Raw genomic sequence first — 20,848 nt, 5'->3', positions numbered from 1 at the left:
CCGGGCGCGAACGCGCGCGGGCCGCCGACGGTCGAGGTCGCCTCAGTCCTCCTTCAGCAGCTTCTTGAGCGTCGGCTCGACGGCCGCGGCCCACATCTCGTAGCCGCGATCGCTGAGGTGCAGGAAGTCCGGCATGATGTCCTTGGAGATCGTGCCGTCCGGGTTGAGGAACGTCGAGCCGATGTCCAGGTAATGGACCTTCTCGCCGTCGAGCTTGGAGATCCGGGCGTTGACGTCGGTCAGCTTCTTGCGGATGTCGTCCGGCTTCTCGCCCCGGGGGAAGACCCCGAGCAGGAGGATGTCGGTGTCCGGCAGATCCTTGCGGAGCTGGGCGACGATGGCCTCGATCCCCTCGGCGATGTCCTCGGCCGAGGCCGAGCCGGCGTTGTTCGTGCCGATCATCAGCATCAGGGCCTTGGGGTTCAGCCCCTCGATCTCGCCGTTCTGGATCCGCCAGAGGACGTGCTGGGTCTGGTCGCCGCCGATGCCCAGGTTCAGGGCCTTGCGCGGGCCGTAGTACTTCTTCCAGGCCTCGTTCTCGCCCCAGCCCTGGGTGATCGAGTCGCCCAGCAGGATCAGGTCCACCCCGGCGCCCTCGCGAGCCTTCTTCACGTCTTCCAGGTGCTTCTGGTGCCGCTCCTTCCACCACTCGTCCTGGCGGGGGGCGGGGACGGTGGTCGGCGGGGCCTGGGCGACGGCCTGGCCCGCAACGGCGAGCAGCAGCGCGCCGGCGAGCGCCGCGACGTATCGGCGAGGGCCGAGGAAAGTACGCGTCATTAATGTGACCTCGGGAGGGGAGCGGTGATGACGGCGCCGCGCGCCGTCGCCTCGGGAGCATGGTAAACGGCCCCCGGGGCCCGATCCAGGATCAAGGCCCCCACGGCCGCCCGAAGTGGCCGGCGAAGCAGACCTCGTCGAGGCCGAGCCGGCCGGCGGGCGGCTCATCGTCCACGGCGTGCCCGAGGGCGATCAAACAGGCGATCGAGTGGTCGTCGGGAATGCCGAACTCGCGGCGGACGGCCTCGTCGTCGAACGTCTCCACCACGACCGACGCCATCCCGGCCGACTGGGCCGCCAGGACGAGCAGCGTCGCCGCCGGCATCGCCCACCGCGTCGCCCACGAGGCGCGGTCGGCGACGCCGCGCATCGCCGAGGTCGCCCGGCCGCGGATCTCGGCGGCGCGGGCCGGCGAGCAGTCACCGGCCGCCGTCCGCGCCGTCAGCATCGGTTCGAGGTGGGTGCGGTCGGGGTGGTGATATCCCAGCACCACCACGACGGCCGGCGCCTGGGCGATCCTCGGGTCGTTCCGCGCGCGCGCCTTCAACCGGCGACGGTCGGCCTCGTCCCGGATGACCAGGAAGCGCCAAGGCTGGAGATCGAAGGGGGACGGCGCCAGCGTCGCGACGGCGAGGACGCCCTCCAGGGCCGCCGCGTCCAGGGGGCGCGAGGCGTCGAAGGCCCGGGGCTCGCGGCGGCGGCGCGCGGCCTCCTCGACGGACGGCGGCGACTTGTCGGGCGCGGACGGGTACACGGGCGGTCCTCCTCGGGCGGGCGGCCCCCTGGCACGCCACTTTTCGCCGTTATAGACTGGCGACTCGCGAACGGGGACGCGCCACGCGCGGAAATCCCCTCCTCCCCGCGATCGATCTCAGGAGAATGACGACGATGAATGCGATGAACTGGACGCGCGCGGCGGCCCTCGCCCTGGCGACCGCGATGGCCACGTCCGCGCCGGCCCGCGCCGAGGAGCCGGGCTGGGTCTCCCTCTTCGACGGCAAGACCCTCAGCGGATGGACCGCCGCCGGCAACCCCCAGAGCAAGTGGGAGGTGAAGGACGGCGCCATCGTCGGCTCGGGCCCGGCCTCGATGCTCTATAGCCCGAAGAAGTACCGCAATTTCAAGTATCGCGTCGAGGCCAAGATCAACGACAAGGGGAACTCCGGCCTCTACTTCCGGTCGCCGACCAACGCCGGCAGCTTCTCCGACGGCTACGAGGCGCAGATCGACAGCACCCACGCCGACCCCATCCGCACCGGCTCGCTCTACGGCTTCGTCCACATCTACAAGCAGCTCGTCCCGGCCGACGAGTGGTTCACCTACGAGATCGAGTGCGTCGACAAGGAATGGCGCGGGCGGAAGGCCCCCCACATCACCGTGAGGGTGAACGGCGAGGAGCTGTTCATGTTCATGGACTTCGCCAACACGTTCCAGGAAGGCCACTTCGCCTTCCAGCAGCACGACCCCGGCAGCACGGTCAGCATCCGCAAGATCGAGGTCCAGGAACTGCCGTGACGGCCCGTCCCTGATTTTCGTATCATCTCCCGTCGCGGCCGCGGGCCGGCGGGGCCTCCCCCCCGGACGGCCCCCGCATCCCCCCGGCCGCGCCCCTCCCCACCCGCCGGCCCGCCACGGCGGCGCGCCGCGGCCACCATCGCACCAACCGGAACGCGCGAGAGTCTACCTGATGGCGAATATGTGGGTCCGTAAATCGATCGCCGCGCTCAAGGCGGAGGCGGCCGAGAGCGAGGAGGGGGGGCTGAAGCGCACCCTCACCGGCACCAACCTCATCCTGCTCGGCATCGGCGCCGTCATCGGCGCCGGCTTCTTCAGCCTCACCGGCGAGGCCTCGTCCCAGTACGCCGGGCCGGCCATCTCCCTCTCGTTCGTCCTGGGCGGCATCGTCTGCGCCTTCGCCGGGCTCTGCTACGCGGAGATGGCATCCACGGTCCCGGTCGCCGGCTCGGCCTACACCTACGCGTACGCCACCATGGGCGAGTTCATCGCCTGGCTGATCGGCTGGGACCTGATCCTGGAATACATGGTCGGCGCCACGACCGTCGCCATCAGCTGGTCGGGCTACGTCGCCAGCTTCCTGCACGACCTAGGGATCGACCTGCCGGCGCAGCTCCTGGCGTCGCCGGGGACGAAGATGATCGAGGTGCCCGACGCCATCGCCCACGAGCTGCACCTGCGCCACGGCTGGTCCATGCTCGCCTCGGTCGAGGGAGCCCTGAAGGGCGCGGGGGTCGACTACAGCGGCTTCCCCCAGGCCTCCGCCCTGTTCAACGCCCCGGCCATGCTGATCGTCGCGCTGGTGACGGCCGTGCTGGTCGTCGGCGTCCGCGAGTCGGCCCGGGTCAACAACGTCATCGTCTTCATCAAGGTCTCCATCCTCGTCCTGCTGATCCTCCTCGGCCTGCCGATGGTCGACACGGCCAACTGGGGCGGCTCCTACATCCCGGAGCAGGTAGGCCCCTGGTACGACTTCAAGTACGGCTGGAGCGGCATCCTCCGCGCCGCCGGCCTTGTCTTCTTCGCCTACATCGGCTTCGACGCCGTCTCCACCACGGCGCAGGAGGCGAAGAACCCCCAGCGCGACATGCCCATCGGCATCCTCGGCTCGCTGGTGATCTGCACGATCCTCTACTTCCTGGGGGCGATCGTCCTGACCGGCGTGGTGAACTACAAGCAGCTCCACGTCCCCGACCCTGTCGCCGTCGCCACCGACGCGATGAAGATGCCCTGGCTGTCGCTCTACGTGAAAGTCGGCGCGATCGCCGGGCTCTCCTCGGTCATCCTGGTGATGCTGATGAGCCAGCCGCGGATCTTCTACTCGATGTCCAAGGACGGCCTGCTGCCGCCGGTCGTGGCGAAGATCCACCCGCGGTTCCGCACGCCGTACATCACCACGATCATCACCGGCGCGATCGTCATGATCGCCGCCGGGCTCCTGCCGCTGAGCGTGGCCGGCGAGCTGACGTCCATCGGCACCTTGTTCGCCTTCGCGATCGTCTGCGCCGGCACGCTCTACCTGCGCGTCACCCAGCCCGACGTCGAGCGCCCGTTCAAGGCGCCGGCCATCTGGTTCACCGCGCCGATGGGCGTCATCACCGCCGTCGGCCTGATGCTGCCCCTGCCCTGGGAGACCTGGGAGCGGCTCATCATCTGGATGTCGATCGGCCTGGTGATCTACTTCGCCTACGGCAAGCGCCACAGCGTCCTGGGCAACCCCAGGCCCGCCGCGGCCGCCACCGTCGGGGAGTGATCGAATGGACGGCCCCGCTCCCCCCGCCACGTCTCGCGCGGGGGGGCGGCCCGCCGTCAGCTCGCCGGCTGGAAGATCGGGGCGATCCCCGGGTCCTTGAATCGGATCGAGTGGACGGCGTCGACGGCCGTGATGATCAGCGCGCGGGCGTCGGCGTCGCCCCAGTTCAGGTTCGAGGGGCGCTGGGGGGTCGGCAGGATGCCCAGCAGGCGGCCGTCGGGCTCGTAGACCCAGATGCCGAGGGCGACGGCCACGTACACCCGGCCCGCGCGGTCGACCTTCACGCCGTCGGGGCCGCCGGCCACGCCGGGGTCGTGCTCGGCGAAGACCCGCCCGGCGTCGACGTCGAGCGTCCCGTCCGGCCGGACGGGGAAGGCCCGGGTGTGGTAACGAGCGGTGTCGGCCACATATAGCGTCTTCTCGTCGGGCGAGAACGCGAGCCCGTTGGGCTTCTCGAAGTCGCGCGCCAGCGGCATCGGGCCGTCGGTCGCGGTCCAGCGATAGACCCCCAGGAAGTCGATCTCGCGGTCTTCCGGCTTGACTCCGTAGGGGGGATCGGTGAAGTAGATCGAGCCGTCGGAGCGGGCGACGACGTCGTTGGGGCTGTTCAGTCGCTTGCCGCCCCACTCGACGGCGACGTCCACCGGCTCCTTCGTCGCGAGGGCCAGCCTGGAGACCTTCCGCCCAGTCTGCTCGCAGAAGACGATGTCGCCGTCGGGCAGGAAGGTCTGGCCGTTGGCCGCGCCGTTGCGGTCGCGGAAGACCTCGGCCCGCCCGCCGGGGGGGAGCAGGTAGGTCTTCTCCGCCTTGATGTCCTGGAAGAGGATCGACCCGTTCGGGAGCCAGAGCGGGCCCTCGGTGAACTCGAACCCGGTGGCCAGCGTCTCGACGCGGTCGCCCTCGACCAGGCCGGAGAGCCCGGCGTCGCGCAGGATTTCCATTTTATCTCCTCTTCGTCCCGTTGGGATCCGCCGGTTCCAGGCAGTGGTGGGGGCCGCGGCGATCCGATAGGATAAGGGGGAACCGTCCGTCTTCAAGTCACCGCCGCCGCGAATCCCGGCTTGGTGAGGAGCACGCCCGATGCCACCGGAGCTGGAAGCCCAGGATATCGAGAAGGCCCGCACCTTCTTCCAGTACGGCAACGACGCCGCGCTGAAGTCTAATTACGACTACGCGATCAACATGTACAAGGAGGCCTGCAAGCGGGCCCTGGACAACCTCCAGTTCCGGCAAGCCTTGCGCGGGATCCAGCGGCGCAAGTTCGGCAACGAGCCTTCGAAGGTCGGCCGGCTGGTGGGGATGACCAACAAGACGATCCACATGAAGGCCCGGTCGGCCCGCGGCAAGGAGCGGTACGCCCAGGCGATCGAGATCCTGGAAGAGGCCTTCACGAACAACCCGTGGGACGTCGCCGCCGCGCGCGAGGCCGCCGAGTCGTTCGAGATGCTCGAACTCTACCCGATCGCGCAGTGGTGCCTGGAATCGGTGCAGAGCGAGGTCGGGGCGAAGGACGCCGAGTTCCACCGCCACGCCGCCCACGTCCACGAGCTGTGCGAGTCCTGGCCGAAGGCCATCGCGTCGTGGGAGGCCGTCAAGCGGATCAACCAGTTCGACGAGGACGCCGAGCGCAAGATCAAGAACCTCGCCGCCGCCGCCACCATGAAGCGGGCGAACTACGAGGGCGCCATCAGCAAGGCCGGCGAGCCCCAGAAGGAGTCGGCCGAGGAGATCGCCGAGCGCCTGGAGCAGCTCAAGATCGAGAAGATGACCCCGGAGGAGCGCCTCCACGCCGAGATCAAGAAGGACCCCAGGCAGGTCTGGGCGTACGTCGAGTTGGCCGACATCGCCCGCAAGCGCGGGCAGCTCGAGCACGCCGAGAAGATCCTCGCCGCCGGCCTGAAGGCCAGCCCCAAGGAGGCCGTCCTCCAGCAGCAGTACGCCGAGGTCCAGATGACCCGGCTGAGGCGGGCGGTCGACTCGCTCGCCAAGCGGGTCGAGGACGACCCGACCGATGCCGCGAGCAAGTCCAAGCTGGAGCAGGTCAAGCGGATGCTCCTGGACTACGAGATCAAGGAATACCGCCGCCGCGTCGCCCTGAGCCCGGAGGACCACAACCTCCACCACCAGCTCGGCATGGCCCTGGCCCGCGACGGCAAGCACGCCGAGGCCATCGGCGAGTTCCAGATCGCCAAGGGGAGCCCCAACCTCCGGATCGACGCCATGCTCCAGGCCGGCCTCAGCTTCGAGGCCGACGGCCGCGCCAAGCTCGCCGAGCGCACCTACCAGGAGGCCCTCAAGACCCTGGAGCCCGGCGACACCGCCAACCTCAACGCCCTGCACTACCAGCTCGGCCGCGTCAACGAGACGCTGGGCAACATGGAGCAGGCGGAGGAGCACTACAACGAGGTCGCCGCCAACGACTACACCTACCGCGACGTGGCCCAGCGGCTTCGTAACTTGAATTGACCCGGCCGGTCGTGGTACAGTCTCGACTTGAATCGGCCGAATCTAGGTAAGCCCGCCGTCGCGCCCCCGCCGGCGCGACCGGGCCCCGTCTCGTTTCCGACACCCCCGCGGGAAGACCGACCCACCCATGCCCACGACCAATTCGGCCGCCAAGCGGCTGCGCCAGAGCGTCAAGAAGCGGCTGCACAACCGGATCGCCAAGAAGATCGTCAAGACTTCCTCGCGCAAGGCCCTGGAGCTGGCCGCCGCCAAGGAGTTCGAGACGGCCGAGACGCAGTTCCGCGCCGCGGTCGCCAAGATCGACAAGGCCGGCGCGCGCGGCGTGCTCCACAAGAACACCGCCGCCCGCCGCAAGAGCCGGCTCGCCCGCGAGTTCAAGGCGGCCGTCGAGAAGGCCAAGGCGTCGTCCTGACCCGACGCCCCCGTCCCGATCGGACGTCGCGGAGGTCGCTCGTCATGGCCACTTCACCGCGCGACGCGATCGAGGCCCTGCGCCTCGCCCCCGCCCAGGCCCCCCGGGGCCCGGCGCGGTTCGAGGCGCTCGTCGCCCTCGCGTCGGGGGGCCTCGCCCCCGGCCGCGGGCCTCGCCTGGCCTCCGCCCTCGGCGAGGCCGGGCTCCTCGACCCCGACTCGCTCGCGACCGCCGCGATCGAGGAGGTCGTCGACGCCCTGCGCGACGCCCGGATCGAGGCCAACCCCAAACTCGTCCGCCTGATCCAGCGGCTCGCCTCCTGGTATCGCGACCATCGCGACGACCTGGAGTTCGAGCCGGGGCCCGGCGAGGAGCGGCCGCCGTTCCCCCACGACGCCCTCTCGGCGATCAACGGCGTCGGCCGCGCCACGGCCGACGGCATCGCGCTCCACGCCTTCGGCGTCGCGGCCTACCCGGTCGATCGGGCGTCGTACCGGATCCTGATCCGTCACGGCTGGATCGACGTGACCGCCGATTACGACGAGGCGGCGCAGACCCTGATCGCCGCCGCCGACGGCGACGCCGGCATCCTCGCGGCCCTGTCCGACGCCTTCGAAGGCATCGGCAGGCGCTACTGCAAGGCCTCCGGCCCGCGCTGCCAGCCCTGCCCCCTGAAGTCGGCCCTGCCCGAAGGCGGGCCCATCGAGGTCGACGGCTGATCCATCCGGAGGCCCGGCATGGCCGACTACCGCTTCGTGGGCCCCAAGCCGGCCCGGATGTACGAGGTCATCCTGCCGAAGAAGATCGGCTACTTCGGCAAGATCCAGGAGGTCCTGGAAGACCTCTTCGACGAGTCCGCGATCCGCGACATCCCTTTCGTCCGCCAGTCCGTCGCCAGGCTCCGCGAGGACCAGGGGTTCGACGAGGACCGCTGGATCCGGACGCTCTGCCAGGCCAGCCGCGGCTACTCCATGTACGAAATGGACGGCCGCTACCTCTCCGCCGAGGGGCCGATCGACGAGCGGGTGATCGTCATCCGGTTCATCTTCCACAACCCCGACGGGGCCGACGCGGCGACCGACTTCCTGGCCGCCTCGCTGGAGGTGGTCAACCACCTCGTCGCGCGTCGCTTCGCGATGGAGCTGGGGGTGGAGGAGGAGCTTTGGTTCGTCGAGTACGGCGACCCCCGCCTCTCGATCTGGCGGCGGACGGACGCCGACTCCCAGGAAGACGCCCCCCCCGACGACGAGAAACCATGAGCGCGACCAAGGAACTCATCGACCGCTACGCCATCGGCCCCGCGACGCTGGAATACGCCGTCCACGGCCTGACCGACGAGCAGCTCCGCGCCCATCCCGGCCCCGGCGCGTGGAGCATCATCGAACTGGTCGCCCACCTGGCCGACGCCGACTGCGTGATCGCCGACCGTATCAAGCGGACCCTGGCCGAGCCCGAGCCGGCGCTCCTGGGATTCGACGAGACCGCGTGGAATGACCGGCTCCGCATGCGGGACGCCTCGCTGGAAAACGCGCTGGCCCTGTTCCGGGCGAACCGGACCTGGACCGAGGGCGTCCTCCGCCGCGCCGACGACGCGGACTTCAAGCGTCGGGGCGTCCACTCGGAGCGCGGCCCGGTGGCGCTGGCCGACCTGGTCGTTGGGAGCGTCACGCACCTGGACCACCACCTGAAGTTCCTGTACGCCAAGCGGGCCAACTTGCGCACGGCGATCCAGCCGCGTTATTCGTACCCGATCGTCTGAGGAGCGTCGCGTGACCCGCCTCTTCGCCGGCACCCCCTGGGACCGCCCCCCCACCTGCGAGACCTGCGGCAAGCTGGAGTCCGAGTGCGACTGCCCGCCGAAGGTCGAGGAGCCCATCCGCGTCCCCCCGGAGAAGCAGACGGCCCGCCTCGCGGTCGAGAAGCGTCCGAAGGGGAAGCTCGTCACGATCGTCTCCGGCCTAGTCCCCGAAGGCAACGACCTGCCCGACCTGGCCGCGCGCCTGAAGGCCTCCTGCGGCACCGGCGGCACCCTCAAGGACGGCCAGATCGAGCTTCAGGGCGACCACCGCGACGCCGCCGAGCGGGCGCTCCAGAAGATCGGCTACAAGACGCGGAAGCGATGACGCCGATGCCTGGTCGCATCCCCGGCGGTAAAATCGATGTAACGTTGCTCTTGTCGTTACCCGCGTCGCGAATCGCCGAGGTGCCGTATGTCGTCCGCCGCACGGGTCGCCGCCACGCTCGATGATCTGCTCGCCGTGGACGGCAAGGCCGAATTGATCGCCGGGAGGATCGTTCACTTCATGCCCTCGGGCTTCCTCCCCAGCCGGGTCGCCGCGCGAATCTTTCGCGGCCTGGACGATTACGCCGACGAGACGGGCCGTGGCGTCGCGATGACGAATAACATGGGCTTTGCCGTCCCCGAGCTCGCGTCGGGACGGGAATCCTTCTCGCCGGACACATCCTATTACATCGGGCCGATCCCGACGAACCCCATGCGGTTCATCCCGGGGCGCCGACGTTCGCCGTCGAGGTCCGGAGCGAGGGCGATGACGGCCCCGCCGCCGAGGCCCAGATGGCGGCCAAGCGCGCCGACTATTTCGAGGCCGGCACAATGGTCGTCTGGGACGTGGACCCCGTCGCGATTCGGATCCGCGAATACCACCGCGACCTCCCCACCCGCGCCGTCGAATTTGCCCTTGGCGACCACGCCGACGCCGAACCCGCCGTCCCCGGTCGGCGCGTCGCCGTGGATCGGATCTTCGCGTAAGGGCGCGGATCGTCGAATATTCTCCAAGACGTGAAATCACCCGTCGCCCAAGGCGGAGTGTACGGGAGATCGATGATTGCGCTCCTTGGCATCCTGGATTCGGTTCGAGGCGACCAAGCCCCAGGCTCCGGCCATGCATTGAGGCAACGTCCATGGAGATAGTGGCCCGGAGAGCCACAGCCCGTGTCGTCCGACGGAATTCGCATGCCCCCTCCCCTTATGAGTGTACTCCGTCGGGGACCATGACGGAGCGACGATGGAGCTTCCTTCCCCATCTCGTTCGATGAGGGTACTAATCCGACGTCTCCCCGCGTGGCCGGGGAGGACGGGCCGCGAAGCGGTCGGGAGAGGCGGGTGAGGAGCACGAGCGTCGTTGGATCTACCCGCAGGTCGATCGGCGTCGCGCATCCCATTGCCACGCCTGCCCGACTCCCCCCTACTCCCGCCCCGCGCGTCATCTTGCCACGCCCGGAAAGGAGGCCGTCCGAAAATCCACGACCGCCGAGACAAGGCATTCGAACTCGACGAACGAAGCCAACATGTTCTGGCGGTAGGTCTTTTCCTGTTATTCTCTTGCGTCCCTGGAATCCAGGTCGCGCGACGACGAACGAACCCAACCGTCGACGGCGGCGCCCGAGCGGTATCCGAGCCTCCGCGATACCTTCCCTGGTCCGGAGGGAGGGCCGCCCGAGAGGCGGGGCGGTCGGCGAGAAACTCGTTCGACAACGACGAACGAAGCCAACCCGCGTCTACCACAACTTCATAAGGATTAATCACTTAGCGTCAAACGGTGGAAATCGCGCGGTGACGAACGAAGCCAGGCCCGGGGCGTCGCGTGATGGGGAGGCGCGGCGGAAATCGTCAGGACGGGCGGGCATCTGCGCATCGGATGTCCGCTCTGGTATCATCGGCACGGCTCGACGGGACGAGCCGTCGGGGGTCCGCCGAAAGACGCCGAGGGGTCCGGGTTCCATGACGATGCACGCGATGCCGGTGATGGTCGGCGTCCTGGCGGTCCTGACGATCGCCTTGAGGTTCTACAGCCGCTTCCTCGCGGCCAAGGTCGCGGCGCTCGACGATACCAGGGTCACGCCGGCCTACCGCTTCGAGGACGGGCAGAACTTCGATCCCACGAATCGCTGGGTGCTGTTCGGGCACCACTTCGCGGCCATCTCCGGGGCCGGGCCGCTGATCGGCCCGGTGCTGGCGATCCAGTTCGGCTACCTCCCGGGGCTGATCTGGATCGTCGTGGGCGTCTGCCTGGCCGGCGCCGTGCAGGACATGATGGTCCTGGCCCTCTCCACCCAGCGCGGCGGGCGAAGCCTGGCGAGCCTGGCGCGGACGGAGATCGGCCGGCCGGCGGGGATCGCGGCGACCATCGCCATCCTCTATATCATCATCATCGCCCTGGCCGGGCTGGGGGTCGTGGTCGTCAAGGCGCTCGGCGGCGAGGAGGTCGCCATGAAGGCCGGGACCGTCCTGGCCTATCCCGAGGGCGCCGAGGTCAAGTCGACGATGACGGTCGGCGGGCCCCGGGTCTACGACGTCCCCCCCGGCTCCAAGTACCGTTTCGGCGCGGACGCCGAGCATGCGATGGACTTCCACGAGAGCTTCCGTCTCGCCGTCCCCGGCGACCAGTTCCTGACCTCCGCGCCCGAGGGGGGCTTCCTCCTCCCGGAGAAGGCCCGGCGGCTGGTGCCCGGCAGTTCCTGGGGGACGTTCACGATCGCGATGACGATCCCCATCGCCCTGTTCGTCGGCTGGTACATGTACAAGCTGCGGCCGGGGAAGGTGGTGGAGGCGTCGCTCATCGGGGCGGCGATGGTGCTGGCGGTGACGGGCCTCGGCGGCATGGTGCCGGGGTCGCCGCTGGAGCCCTACTTCTCGCTCTCGCGGGGCTGGACCGTCGCGGCGCTCGCGGCTTATGGGTTCATCGCGGCGGTGCTGCCGGTCTGGCTGCTCCTCCTGCCCCGCGACTACCTCTCCAGCTTCCTCAAGATCGGGACCATCTTCCTGCTGGTGGCCGGCGTGATCATCGCCAACCCCAAGCTGGAGGCGCCGGCGGTCAACCCGTTCTTCGCCAACGGGGGCGGGCCGTCGTTCAACGGGCCCATCTTCCCCTACGTCTTCATCTGCATCATGTGCGGGGCCATCTCCGGCTTCCACTCCCTGGTCGCCTCCGGCACCACCCCCAAGATGATCAGGCGCGAGTCCGACGTCCGCCTCATCGGCTACGGCTCGATGCTTATGGAAGGGCTCGTCGGCGTCGTCGCCCTGATCGCCGCGGCGGCCCTCCCCACCGCGATGTACTACGACATCAACATCGACCTCGGCAAGCGCCCCGACTTCCTGGCCCAGAATCCCGATTTCGCCCAGTTCCTGAAGGCGGCGGAGTTCGACATGCACGGCGGCCACGCGCACGACCTGGCCCCGGGCACGGCCCCGACGAGCGAGCTGGCGGCGATGGAGCGCGACGTTCAGGAATCGCTCCACGGCCGGACCGGCGGCGCGGTGACGCTGGCCGTGGGGATGGCCCGGATCTTCACCGAGGCCCTCCCCGGCCTGGGGGCCCTGAAGGGCTTCTGGTACCACTTCGCCATCATGTTCGAGGCGCTGTTCATCCTGACCACGATCGACGCCGGGACGCGGATCGCCCGCTTCCTCGTGCAGGAGATGCTGGGCCGGGCGTGGAAGCCGCTGGGAGACCTGGACTGGGCCCCCGCCTCGATGCTGGCGACCGGCCTGGTGGTCCTGGGCTGGGGCTACTTCATCGCGACCGGCTCGGTGGAGACCATCTGGCCGATGTTCGGCCTGGCGAACCAGCTCCTGGCGGTGATCGCGCTGGCCGTGGTGACGACCGCCCTGTACAACTCCGGTCGCGGCCGGTACGCCTGGACGACCATCCTGCCGATGGCGTTCGTCGTGACCACCACCGCGACCGCCGCGTATTACGAGATCTCCGGCAAGTTCATGGGCATGATCCGCGCCGGCGACGTGGCCCGAGGCTGGCTCAACATCGGCCTGACCGCGCTGATGATCGGCTGCGTCGCCGTGATCCTGGCCACCTCCGTCGCCCGCTGGATCGCCCCCCGCCCCGCGGCGCTGGAGGGGGAAGCCGGCGCGGAGCCGTCCGGGGCGTGACCGGATCGGGCCGATTCGGGAAGTTCGCGGGCTTGCGCGAGAGATCCCCTATCCGTCAAGCCCTCCGTCGACTACAATGCTCAACGCGACGTCCCGCGCCCACTTCGCGGGACGAGGCGACCCCGAGCCGGCCATCCCCGCGAGTCGTCCTCCCCCCCGTCGCGACTCGACAAGCAGGCCATCCCGACCCGCGCCTCGCATGGCCGGCGTGGGCCGACGCAGGAGATCCCCGTGGCGAAAGAAGAAGCGATCCGCCTGGAAGGGCGCATCATCGAGGCGCTGCCCAACACCCAGTTCATGGTCGAGCTGGAGCAGGGGCACAAGGTCCTGGCTCATATCGCCGGGAAAATGCGGAAGAATTTCATCCGGATCGTCCCCGGCGACCGGGTGACGGTCGAAATCTCCCCTTACGACATCGAGAAGGGCCGGATCGTCTACCGCGAGCGTTGACGCGGCCCCACGCCGGCCGCCCCGCTCAACGCTCCCGCCACCAGAGGCGCGGGTCGATCCCCAGGTTCGCCGCCGTCGCCTCGACGTCGCGGCGGAACCGCGACGCATCGACCGGATAGCCCGCCGACGGCTTGAGGCCCGGCACCCGCCGGGCCCAGAAGGCGTTGAACACGTCCATCCAGCATTCCCGGGCCGACTTCGCCGCGATCGACGCCAACGCCACCAGCGCGTCATCGGCGTCCGCTCGCGGGGTCAGCCGCAGCGTCAGCTCGCGGCCAGGCTCGCGCAGGACGTACTCGCTGAGCGCCGGCCCTTCCGGGCCCCGGTCGATCCACGACTCCGGGAACGCCTCGGAGAGCGGCCCCAGGTAGAAGTGCCGGCCGCCGTGCTTGTCCCCCCGGACGAGCGTCGGCCGACCGTCGCGGGCCCGATCCCACACGGCGCTCAGGAGGTGGGCGAACGCCTCGAAGTGGACGCCGGCCTTGGTGGGATGTCGCGCCAGCCCCGCGTTGAAACGCTCGGGTCCGACGACCTCCACATGGACTTCCACGACCCGCCACGCCCCCGACGCCGGCGCGAACGGCCGGCGAGCGAGGCGCGGCCGGAGGTCCTCGATCCAGCCCGGAGACGGCCAGCCGGGGGGGTCATGGTCGGCGTCGAGCCAGCGCGACAGCTCGGCGTGGTCCGGGTCGCGAGCCGGGAGCGAGGCGACGAGGCCGGCGGGAGACTCCGGCAGCGGGCGGCCCACGGCGTCGAGGAGCGCGAGGCACGAGCCCAGTAGCGCCCCCCTTCCCTTGCCTCCCTTCAGGACGGCCTTCGAGTCGTCCACCGCGAAACGCTCGCCCGCCCTCCCCGCGGCGCGACAGACCGAGGCGGCGAGGTCGTCCCACAGGCTCCGGGGCGGGTCGAGGTCGCGCCGGCCGGGCTCGGCCGATTCGGCGACGACCGCGGCCATGACCAGGGGGCCGAGGTTGGGCCCATAACCCGCCTCGTCGATCCCCACCCAGCGCATGGCGGCGGCCCTCCGATCGCGGTCAGGCGGCGTCGGCGCCCGCCGCGGGGGGGGTGCCTTCGGCGTCAACATCCTCGTCGTCCCAGAGCGAGGCCGGGGCGCGGCCGAGGACTTCCGAGGCGAGCGAGGCGTAGTCCTCGGCCCCGCGGCTCGTCGGCGCGTACTGGAAGATCGACTGGCCGAAGCTCGGGCACTCCGCCAGCCGGATGTTGCGACGGATGCGCGTCTTGTAGAGCTTGGCGTCCGCCCAGGGGGACGTCCCCTTCTTCTTGGCCGAGAAGAACTCCTGCAAGTCCTCCACGACCTCGCCGCCGTGGCGGGTGCCGGCGTCATACAGGCAAAGCACCACCCCGCCGACCTTCAGGTCGCGGTTGACCCGCTTGGAGACGAGGTTGACCGTCTCCAGCAGCTTCGAGAGCCCGTGCAGGGCCAGGAAGTGGGCCTGCAGCGGGATCATGACCTCGTTGGCCGCGCACAGCGCGTTGAGCGTCAGCACGCTCAGCGACGGCGGGCAGTCCATCAGGACGAAGTCGTACTGCTCCTCGTCGGCCGCCAACTGGTCGCGGAGGATGACCTCGCGGCCGACCGTCCCCAGCAGCTCCAGCTCGGCGCCGGCCAGGTCGATGTGGCTGCCGACGATCGACAGGTTCGGCGCCACGGTCCGGCGCACCTCGGCGACGCTGAGCCCCTGCGTCAGGATCTCGTACAGCGAGGGACCGGAACGGCCGGGGAGCAAGCCGAGGTGGAGGGTGGCGTGGGCCTGGGGATCCAGGTCGATGACCAGGACCTTGTGCCCTTCCTGGGCCAGCGCGGCGGCGAGATTCACCGTCGACGTCGTCTTGCCGACCCCGCCCTTTTGGTTGAGCACCGCGATCCGCCGCATCGTCACTCCCTCCATGGTCATCCCCCGGGCCATCCCGACCCGGCCGATCCTCTGGCGGGAGTCTATCCCGGACCCGCCGGGGCGCTAAGGGGAATCGCGTCAACGGGCGGCCCCCTTCACGTTCCGTACGGCCAACCCCCGGCGCGGCGGAACTTGCTCGTGGGGTTCCCCTCCCCGCCGGCCGACGCGGATAAATCGAGGGCTGCCTCGCCGCTCGTCACTTGCCGTCCAGCAGCTCCCCGCGGTTCTTCCGCTTGCCGAGCTTGCGGAGATACTGATCGAGGAAGGTGTCGCGATACTCGTCGGCGTCGCGGCGGAGACGGGCCAGGAGGGCGGCGGCGGCGCGGCGGAAGGAGTCGTCATGGCCCCCCTGGGCCAGCAGCGCCGCGACCTCGTCGGCGGCGACCACCGCGTCCTGGTGGGCGCCGAGGAGATCCTGCACGCTCCTGGCGAATTCGACCAGCCGCTCGCCACGTTTCTCGGCCTTCTTGCCGAGCGTCGGGGCGATCGACTCGGTCGTGTAGCGGGCGCGCTTGGCGCGCTTGCGGACCTCGTGGAAAGCGGGGTCGGGGCTGTCGGACGCCAGGCCCTCGGCGTCGCGACGCAGACGCTTCCAGGCCGCGGCCACCAGCGGCGGCAAGACCTTCCGGCATTTCTTGTCCGCCTTCCGCTTGGTGGGCGGGGCGGCGGCCGACCGCTCCAGATGGGCCACCAGGTCGCGGAACCGCTTGCCCGTGAGGGTCTGTTCCATGACTTCGCCGGCCTTGGCCCGGCGCGCCGCGAGCCAGTCGAACAGCGGCGAGAGCGCCTCGCGGTCCTCCTCGGACTCACCGCGTTCGAACCGATCGCGGAGGACGTCCAGGTCCCTCGTCTCGCCGAGCGCCGCCCCCAGCCACCGCAGCTCCGCGATCACGCGGGCGCTCCAGGTCGGGTCGATCAGCTTGCCGAATGACTGCAACTCGCTGCGGAGCCGGCGCGACGCGGTCCGCAGCCGGTGCACCCCCTCCGGCGCGCCGGCCCGCGCGAGGGAGTCCGCCGCGCGAAGCCGCTCCACGGCGGTCGCCAGAGCCGCGACGATCGCCTTGGACGCCGGGTCGTCGGGCCCCGCGCCGCGGACGGGTTTCCGGGAATGACCACGGTTGGGTACGGAAGCCATGAAACCTCAACGGGTTGGAGTTGTTCGGCCGGGGGCGGCCTCCAACATACTCGCCCGGGGGTGGGCCGGCAAGCCGGCCTCATCGCAGCGGATGCAGGCCCTTCGCCGCGCGGCGGGCGTTCAACTCCACGAGCGCCCGAGGCTCGGCCCCCAGCAGCTTGACGAGTTGGGACGCCGAGCACCCCAGGGCCGCCGCGGCCTCCTTGACATCGTCGTCGCGCGCCGCGAGGGCGTCCAGCGCCTCGGCCAGCACCGCGGGGAAATCGTCGTGATCCGGGCTCACGACGATCCGTCCGCCGCGCAGGCGGGACTTCCAGAGCGGGCTGGGGGCCTCGCCGGGCGGCGAGCGGACTTCGACGGCCAACTTGAGGCGGAGACGGAACAGGGCCTCGCGGCGGTTCTCCCCCTGCGACCTGCGCTCCGCGGCCTCGGCGACGGTGCCGGTGGGGCGATGCGTCAGGATCACCGCCGTCTCGACCTTGTTGCGATTCTGGCCGCCGGGGCCCGAGCGACGGATCGCCTTGAACTCGCACTCGGCGGCCAGCCGATCCGGGTCGATGGCGGCGGGGTGGGTCATGACGGGATCCGATCGAGCAGCCCGGCGAGATCCTCCGTGGTCGCCACGCCCGTCGTGCCGACCTGATGGACGACGACCGACGACGCCACGGCGGCCAGCTCGACCGCCTCGCGCAAGGACGCCCCGGCCGCCAGCGCCGCGGCCAGGTTCGCCATGACCGAGTCGCCGGCGCCGACCACGTCGATCGGCCCCCGCAACGGCAGCGCGCCGACGTGGACGGTCTCCCCCGTGGGATCCGCCGCGACGATCCCCCGCTCCGCCATCGTGACGAAGACAGGGCGGCCCGACCCCTCCGCCAACTCCGCGGCGGCCCGGAGCGCGTCGTCGACCGACCCCGCCGGCGGTCGATCGAGCATGGCGCCCAGCTCGACCGCGTTCATCTTCAGCCCGACCGCCGGCCAGCCCTTCAGCCCCCGGCGCGAGTCGGCCAGGAACAGGACGCCAAGCCGCTCGGCGACGATCCGTCCGATCGCGTCCAGCAGCCCGCGCGTCACGACGCCCGTCTCGGCCGCGTCGACCTGCTCCAGCACGATGACGGCGTCGCATCGCGCGGCGACCGCCCGCAGGCTCTCGATGAGCCGCGCCTCGAGCGGCTTCGGCGTGGGGGTCCAGTTCTTGGAGTCCAGCCGGTTCAGCTCCACGGGGACCGCGCCCGGTCGGACGACCAGCGGCTTGCAGTAGGTGAACGTGCGGCGGTCTGCCGCCGTGTGGAAGTGCTCGGTGGAGACGCCGGAGAGCGCGTTCAGGCCGCGTTCGAGTTCGTAGCCCTCGCCGTCGTCCCCGCGGAAGCCGACGACCTCGACAACCCCCACCCCCAGCGCCACGAGGTTGTTCAGCACCGTCCCCGCCCCCCCCGGCTGGGCGCGGACGTTGACGACGTTGTAGACCGGCAGCCCCGTCTCGATGGAGGTCTCGGCCCGGTCGGGGTCGATCTCCAGGTAGCGGTCCAGGCAGAAATCGCCGACGACCGCGACCCGAAGTCCCTTGTAGCGGGCGACGATCTCGGCGAAGCGTTCCGGCGTCATGCGGCCACCAGGCGATGGAGGTTGTGGATGAACGCGGCGTTGTCGCACTGGAGGTAGTGCATCTCGCCCCCCATCCGGGCGTAGCTCTTGCAGAACCGCAGGTAATAGGCCGGGTTGGTCTTCGGCGGCTCGCCCGTCGACCAGTCCCAGCCGCCGCCGTCCTGGATGTCGACGACGTAGATCGCGTGCCCGGAGACGATCGGCCGGCCCTCCTGGAGCCGCAGGTTGTTGGCGCAGCTCAGGCTCTTTTCGAACACCTGCGGGCCCATGATCGCCGACCCGACCGACAGCACGACGCCGTCGTCCAGCGTCTCCACCGCGCCGCCGAACAGCCGGAAATCGTGCTCCGCCGCGCGGCCGATCACCGCGCCATTGAAGATGGGATGGTTGGCGATGATGTCGTAGCCGATCCCGGGATGGACGGACATCGGCACCCCATGCTGGAACGCTTGCGCCAGGATCGACGCGTGCTTCCAGCGGTGTTCGACCTCGATGCGACCCGTTGGTAGGTGGTGGGCCAGGATGGCGCGAAGGGCGTCGGCCCGGGCGGGGGCCAGGGGGTGGCGAGGCTCGTCGCGGAGCGACCGCTCAAGCTCGTCGGCCGTCGGGAGGTCGACGCCGTCCTCGGCGATCATCCGGCCCAGGCCGACGCCGTAGCCCTCGCCGCGGAGGCCGGCGGCGATCAGCGCCAGGTGGATGTTCCGGCCGGTCTCGTCCCACGAGCCGAACGCGCCCAGGGGGACGTTCTCGCGGACGCTCTCGGTGGAGCGACCGAGCCAGGCGTACTCCCAGTCGTGGATCGTCCCGGCACCGTTCGTCGCCAGGTGGGTGATCCAGCCGTCGCGCATCATCCGGCCCAGGATGCCGGCCGTGCCGTTGCGCAGCAGGTGCGCCCCGTAGATCAGCATCACGCCCGCCCCCCGCTCGCGGGCGCGCCGGATCCTCGCGGCGCACTCGACGACCCGCGCGGCGACGGCGTCCGGGACGGGCCTCGGCGGGGCGTCGGGGTCGAGCAGGAGGCCTTCGACGGTCGTCAGGCTGCGCCGGTCTTCCAGCGGCCAGACCTTCAGCCGGGTGAGGTCGAGCGGTCGGGCGTTCATGATCCCAGGATCAGCTCCAGGAGGGGCGCCTCGTCGCGGTAGTCCGGGATGACGACGTCGGCGCCGACGCCCGTCAGCCGGTCGAGCTTCCAGGGGTCCATCCGGCCCGAGCCGTTGGCGGCCTCGTCGCTGGCCACGGCCACGGCCAGGCCGCCGGCCTCCTTGGTGTTCTGGATCTCGACGTAGCCGTCGCCGAACGCCAGCAGCTCCTCGCCGTGGATGTCGTTCTCGCGGAGGATGCGCTCGATCACCATCTTCTTGGAGAACGACTTGTAGTCGTCCTGCGCCCCGTAGACGTGGGGGCCGAAATAGCGGGCGACGTCCAGCATCTCGGCCTCGCGTCGCACGAACGGCTCGTCGGTGCCGCTGGCGAGGTAGAGAGTCAGCCCGCGCCTGGTCAGGTCTTCCAGCAGATCGCGGGAGCCGTGGACGAGCAGGTCGTCGGGCTTGATGGAGCCATCGCGCAGGCCTTCGAGCCGGTGACTGATCCGGTCGTCCAGCCGACGGAGGTACTCGTGCTTGTACCAGAGGGGTTCGTGGGGGTGGCCGCCGCGCTCGCGGATGCGGTCGGCCAGTTGGATCATCTGGTAGATGGTCTGCTTGCCGTTGAGCCGCATGATGTCCTCGAACGCCAGCTTCGCGCGGTCCTCGTCGGACTCGCCCGGCAGCGCGGGGAGCATCTCCACAAACATCGGGACCATCACCTCGGGCCAGCCCTGGCGGACCAGCGAGAGCGTGCCGTCGAAGTCGAACAGCACGCGGCTGACGCCCGGGCGGGGGGCGAACGATGGCAGCAGGACGACCTCGCCCTGGAAGCCGGGGGTCTGGGGGGTGGTCACGCCGGCTCCTCGGTCTTTTCCATGAAGGCGTAGCAGATCATGTGGAACAGCGTCATCTGAACGTCCTCGACGCGGCCGTAGTGGGCGTCGGCGACGACGATCGGCTGCTCCGCCAGCGCCGCGACGCCCCCGCGCTTCTCCCCGACGAACGCGATGGTGCGCAGGTCGTTGTCGCGGGCCCACTCCATCGCCCGGACCAGGTTCGGCGAGTTGCCGCTGACGCTGCTGGCGATGAGGACGTCCCCCGGCCGGGCGTAGTTCTGCAGCGGCCGCAGGAACACGTCGTCGAACGAGTAGTCGTTACCGATCGCCGTCAGCCAGGCGACGTTGTCGGCCAGCGTCATGACCCGGAACCGCTTGCCGAGGGCGTCGCTGGACCCCTTCCCCAGGTCCGTCGCGAAGTGCGCCGCGTTCGCCGCGTTGCCGCCGTTGCCGATCGCGAAGATCTGGCGGTCTTCCTCCCACGCCTTCCTCACCGTCGCGATCGCGCGCTCGACGGCCTCCAGCGGGATCGAATCCAGCGCCCGGTGCTGGGCCTCGACGTAACGCGACAGCCAGGACTTCATCGTGGGGCCTCGTTCCTGTTCCTTCTTCCGATCCGCTTCGGCACGGACCATCAAGATGATAGCCCCGGCCACGCCCCGCCGCGACCCCCCACACCGCGGCCCGGCGACCGCGCTCCGCCGGGATCGGGGATTTTTCCCGGAAACATGAAATCGGCCGACGTCCCCCGGCGATCGTCGCATGATGGGGGGATACCCTCGGCTCCTTGACAATTCGGTCGGATCGAAAGGGCAGCGAACCTTTGGAGATCGGAGTCCGCCCCGAGCGGTACGCACGGCGCCTCGTTCCCGTTGCCGCCTGGGCGAGACGCCCACTCCGCGGTAGGCCGACCGAAGGCCGCGGGGTGGAGGTCCCCGTGGGCTGGGTCGTGACCCAGCTTGGATACGCGGCGCCTCCCCCAAGCTGGGT

General features: G+C 70.1%; 21 protein-coding genes and 1 pseudogene. 11 read left to right on the top strand and 11 right to left on the bottom strand.

Annotated elements, in window-relative coordinates; translation table 11 throughout:
* Window positions 1–42: 42 nt before the first annotated feature.
* Together WG209_RS12200 and WG209_RS12195 are read right to left on the bottom strand one after the other, a co-directional pair.
* A complete protein-coding gene (locus tag WG209_RS12200) occupies window positions 43–777 on the bottom strand; it encodes a platelet-activating factor acetylhydrolase IB subunit (protein ID WP_337175321.1) in 735 nt (244 codons plus the stop codon).
* Window positions 778–868: 91 nt separating this feature from the next.
* Entirely contained in the window at window positions 869–1,531 is a 663-nt protein-coding gene (locus WG209_RS12195; protein WP_337175320.1) for a nitroreductase family protein, read from the bottom strand.
* Window positions 1,532–1,674: 143 nt separating this feature from the next.
* Between WG209_RS12195 and WG209_RS12190 the strand changes: the two genes are divergently transcribed.
* Both WG209_RS12190 and WG209_RS12185 read left to right on the top strand, forming a co-directional pair.
* The gene (locus WG209_RS12190) at window positions 1,675–2,292 is read left to right on the top strand and encodes a DUF1080 domain-containing protein (protein WP_337175319.1); all 618 of its coding nucleotides are present in this window, start codon (window positions 1,675–1,677) and stop codon (window positions 2,290–2,292) included.
* A 172-nt stretch (window positions 2,293–2,464) separates the two neighbouring features.
* The gene (locus WG209_RS12185; RefSeq protein ID WP_337175318.1) at window positions 2,465–4,045 is read left to right on the top strand and encodes an amino acid permease; all 1,581 of its coding nucleotides are present in this window, start codon (window positions 2,465–2,467) and stop codon (window positions 4,043–4,045) included.
* Window positions 4,046–4,101: 56 nt separating this feature from the next.
* Here WG209_RS12185 and WG209_RS12180 read toward each other — a convergent pair whose 3' ends face one another.
* Window positions 4,102–4,986: an SMP-30/gluconolactonase/LRE family protein gene (locus tag WG209_RS12180; protein WP_337175317.1), complete on the bottom strand. Its 885-nt coding sequence runs from the start codon at window positions 4,984–4,986 to the stop codon at window positions 4,102–4,104.
* 139 nt (window positions 4,987–5,125) lie between these two features.
* On the opposite strand from WG209_RS12180, the gene WG209_RS12175 reads away from it, so the two are divergent.
* The 9 genes from WG209_RS12175 to infA all read left to right on the top strand — a co-directional run bounded on the left by WG209_RS12175 (window position 5,126) and on the right by infA (window position 13,284).
* Window positions 5,126–6,511: a tetratricopeptide repeat protein gene (locus WG209_RS12175; RefSeq protein WP_337175316.1), complete on the top strand. Its 1,386-nt coding sequence runs from the start codon at window positions 5,126–5,128 to the stop codon at window positions 6,509–6,511.
* A gap of 127 nt (window positions 6,512–6,638) precedes the next feature.
* On the top strand, window positions 6,639–6,923 hold the full coding sequence (rpsT, locus tag WG209_RS12170; protein ID WP_337175315.1) for a 30S ribosomal protein S20: 285 nt from the start codon (window positions 6,639–6,641) through the stop codon (window positions 6,921–6,923).
* A gap of 44 nt (window positions 6,924–6,967) precedes the next feature.
* A complete protein-coding gene (locus tag WG209_RS12165) occupies window positions 6,968–7,642 on the top strand; it encodes a hypothetical protein (RefSeq protein ID WP_337175314.1) in 675 nt (224 codons plus the stop codon).
* Window positions 7,643–7,660: 18 nt separating this feature from the next.
* Window positions 7,661–8,182: a hypothetical protein gene (locus WG209_RS12160; RefSeq protein ID WP_337175313.1), complete on the top strand. Its 522-nt coding sequence runs from the start codon at window positions 7,661–7,663 to the stop codon at window positions 8,180–8,182.
* A complete protein-coding gene (locus tag WG209_RS12155; RefSeq protein WP_337175312.1) occupies window positions 8,179–8,682 on the top strand; it encodes a DinB family protein in 504 nt (167 codons plus the stop codon). Before WG209_RS12160 ends, WG209_RS12155 begins: the two co-directional genes overlap by 4 nt.
* Before the next feature lie 10 nt (window positions 8,683–8,692).
* A complete protein-coding gene (locus WG209_RS12150; RefSeq protein WP_337175311.1) occupies window positions 8,693–9,046 on the top strand; it encodes a translation initiation factor in 354 nt (117 codons plus the stop codon).
* Between the two features lie 320 nt (window positions 9,047–9,366).
* Entirely contained in the window at window positions 9,367–9,693 is a 327-nt protein-coding gene (locus tag WG209_RS12145; RefSeq protein WP_337175360.1) for a Uma2 family endonuclease, read from the top strand.
* A gap of 972 nt (window positions 9,694–10,665) precedes the next feature.
* The gene (locus tag WG209_RS12140; protein ID WP_337175310.1) at window positions 10,666–12,834 is read left to right on the top strand and encodes a carbon starvation protein A; all 2,169 of its coding nucleotides are present in this window, start codon (window positions 10,666–10,668) and stop codon (window positions 12,832–12,834) included.
* 231 nt (window positions 12,835–13,065) lie between these two features.
* Window positions 13,066–13,284: a translation initiation factor IF-1 gene (gene infA, locus WG209_RS12135; protein ID WP_337175309.1), complete on the top strand. Its 219-nt coding sequence runs from the start codon at window positions 13,066–13,068 to the stop codon at window positions 13,282–13,284.
* Between the two features lie 25 nt (window positions 13,285–13,309).
* Here the strand turns inward: infA and WG209_RS12130 are convergent, their stop codons facing one another.
* The 8 genes and pseudogenes from WG209_RS12130 to WG209_RS12095 form a co-directional block, all read right to left on the bottom strand.
* Window positions 13,310–14,296, bottom strand: coding sequence for a hypothetical protein (locus tag WG209_RS12130; RefSeq protein WP_337175308.1), 987 nt, complete (start codon window positions 14,294–14,296; stop codon window positions 13,310–13,312).
* Window positions 14,297–14,318: 22 nt separating this feature from the next.
* Window positions 14,319–15,200, bottom strand: a complete 882-nt coding sequence (locus tag WG209_RS12125; RefSeq protein WP_337175307.1) for an AAA family ATPase — start codon at window positions 15,198–15,200, stop codon at window positions 14,319–14,321.
* A gap of 196 nt (window positions 15,201–15,396) precedes the next feature.
* Window positions 15,397–16,335, bottom strand: coding sequence for a CHAD domain-containing protein (locus WG209_RS12120; protein ID WP_337175306.1), 939 nt, complete (start codon window positions 16,333–16,335; stop codon window positions 15,397–15,399).
* 361 nt (window positions 16,336–16,696) lie between these two features.
* Window positions 16,697–16,912 (bottom strand): annotated as a pseudogene (locus WG209_RS12115) (peptide chain release factor-like protein); the annotation flags it as partial.
* Window positions 16,909–17,937 (bottom strand): PfkB family carbohydrate kinase, encoded by a 1,029-nt coding sequence (locus WG209_RS12110; RefSeq protein ID WP_337175305.1) that lies wholly within the window; start codon window positions 17,935–17,937, stop codon window positions 16,909–16,911. The gene WG209_RS12110 and the pseudogene WG209_RS12115, both read right to left, overlap by 4 nt.
* Window positions 17,934–19,037, bottom strand: a complete 1,104-nt coding sequence (locus WG209_RS12105; protein ID WP_337175304.1) for a hypothetical protein — start codon at window positions 19,035–19,037, stop codon at window positions 17,934–17,936. Before WG209_RS12105 ends, WG209_RS12110 begins: the two co-directional genes overlap by 4 nt.
* Window positions 19,034–19,876, bottom strand: a complete 843-nt coding sequence (locus WG209_RS12100; protein ID WP_337175303.1) for an HAD family hydrolase — start codon at window positions 19,874–19,876, stop codon at window positions 19,034–19,036. Before WG209_RS12100 ends, WG209_RS12105 begins: the two co-directional genes overlap by 4 nt.
* Entirely contained in the window at window positions 19,873–20,442 is a 570-nt protein-coding gene (locus tag WG209_RS12095; RefSeq protein WP_337175302.1) for an SIS domain-containing protein, read from the bottom strand. The genes WG209_RS12100 and WG209_RS12095 overlap by 4 nt, the downstream gene beginning before the upstream one ends.
* Between the last annotated feature and the right edge of the window lie 406 nt (window positions 20,443–20,848).

It is taken from the genome of Paludisphaera sp. (assembly GCF_037189885.1).
GTDB lineage: Bacteria > Planctomycetota > Planctomycetia > Isosphaerales > Isosphaeraceae > Paludisphaera.
The sequence above is the reverse complement of the archived record's forward strand: the minus strand, read 5'-3'. Positions and strand labels throughout refer to the sequence as shown.

Coding starts and splice junctions, on each gene's coding strand:
- WG209_RS12175 (WP_337175316.1), top strand. CDS start 5,126: ATGCCACCGGAGCTGGAAGCCCAGGATATCGAGAAGGCCCGCACCTTC.
- WG209_RS12185 (WP_337175318.1), top strand. CDS start 2,465: ATGGCGAATATGTGGGTCCGTAAATCGATCGCCGCGCTCAAGGCGGAG.
- WG209_RS12200 (WP_337175321.1), bottom strand. CDS start 777: ATGACGCGTACTTTCCTCGGCCCTCGCCGATACGTCGCGGCGCTCGCC.
- WG209_RS12110 (WP_337175305.1), bottom strand. CDS start 17,937: ATGACGCCGGAACGCTTCGCCGAGATCGTCGCCCGCTACAAGGGACTT.
- rpsT (WP_337175315.1), top strand. CDS start 6,639: ATGCCCACGACCAATTCGGCCGCCAAGCGGCTGCGCCAGAGCGTCAAG.
- WG209_RS12140 (WP_337175310.1), top strand. CDS start 10,666: ATGACGATGCACGCGATGCCGGTGATGGTCGGCGTCCTGGCGGTCCTG.
- WG209_RS12120 (WP_337175306.1), bottom strand. CDS start 16,335: ATGGCTTCCGTACCCAACCGTGGTCATTCCCGGAAACCCGTCCGCGGC.
- WG209_RS12165 (WP_337175314.1), top strand. CDS start 6,968: ATGGCCACTTCACCGCGCGACGCGATCGAGGCCCTGCGCCTCGCCCCC.
- WG209_RS12155 (WP_337175312.1), top strand. CDS start 8,179: ATGAGCGCGACCAAGGAACTCATCGACCGCTACGCCATCGGCCCCGCG.
- WG209_RS12180 (WP_337175317.1), bottom strand. CDS start 4,986: ATGGAAATCCTGCGCGACGCCGGGCTCTCCGGCCTGGTCGAGGGCGAC.
- WG209_RS12130 (WP_337175308.1), bottom strand. CDS start 14,296: ATGCGCTGGGTGGGGATCGACGAGGCGGGTTATGGGCCCAACCTCGGC.
- WG209_RS12160 (WP_337175313.1), top strand. CDS start 7,661: ATGGCCGACTACCGCTTCGTGGGCCCCAAGCCGGCCCGGATGTACGAG.
- WG209_RS12125 (WP_337175307.1), bottom strand. CDS start 15,200: ATGACCATGGAGGGAGTGACGATGCGGCGGATCGCGGTGCTCAACCAA.
- WG209_RS12105 (WP_337175304.1), bottom strand. CDS start 19,037: ATGAACGCCCGACCGCTCGACCTCACCCGGCTGAAGGTCTGGCCGCTG.
- WG209_RS12190 (WP_337175319.1), top strand. CDS start 1,675: ATGAACTGGACGCGCGCGGCGGCCCTCGCCCTGGCGACCGCGATGGCC.
- WG209_RS12095 (WP_337175302.1), bottom strand. CDS start 20,442: ATGAAGTCCTGGCTGTCGCGTTACGTCGAGGCCCAGCACCGGGCGCTG.